Here is a 580-nt window from a genome sequence, read left to right on the forward strand (position 1 = left end):
ATTCAGTAATTCAAGGCCTATGGCTCCACCACATCGGGAAAAATCAGACATCGATCTTGAAGGACGCTCAATATAGTAGCGTGATCGAAGAACCCGTTGAATTTCTCGTGAATCCAATGATCTTCGTATTCGAAAACGGAATTGTGATAGATAGCCCGTATTCTAACTTTTGGTTGTGCGCGCGCATCTAAAGCCATATCTTGGCGACGCAAAGGCCCCAATCCCTTCTCGAGTAGGACAGGAGGACCGGGGACATCCGATTTGCGGCACACAATTGCCGGAGCACCGCTGGCGAGCGTGACCCTGTCACCTTCCAGAGTGGCCAGAAATGGTCGGGGCCGATTCTTCCCTAAGTAGCCCCGGACAAAGACATAGGCCTCAAATTCGACCCAGCGGCGGTCGAATTCTTTCCCCTGCCTCTCAAGTTGCGCTAGATTCACAGGTATCGCACGCAGCCCCTCGTTATCCACCGTAGCGCCAACGCAGGCACTAAGAGAAATAAATCCCCATAATAAATAGAGATTTCTCAATAGTTTCCGCGTTAACACGCCTCTTCTCCTAATTATCTGGTTTCAAAAAA

1 protein-coding gene is annotated in these 580 nt (G+C 49.7%); it reads right to left on the reverse strand.

The window, feature by feature from the left end; genetic code table 11:
• Positions 1–17: 17 nt before the first annotated feature.
• Positions 18–470: a hypothetical protein gene (locus OM513_RS20760; RefSeq protein ID WP_264946691.1), complete on the reverse strand. Its 453-nt coding sequence runs from the start codon at positions 468–470 to the stop codon at positions 18–20.
• Between the last annotated feature and the right edge of the window lie 110 nt (positions 471–580).

This window comes from Sphingomonas canadensis, assembly GCF_026013525.1.
Lineage (GTDB): Bacteria > Pseudomonadota > Alphaproteobacteria > Sphingomonadales > Sphingomonadaceae > Sphingomonas > Sphingomonas canadensis.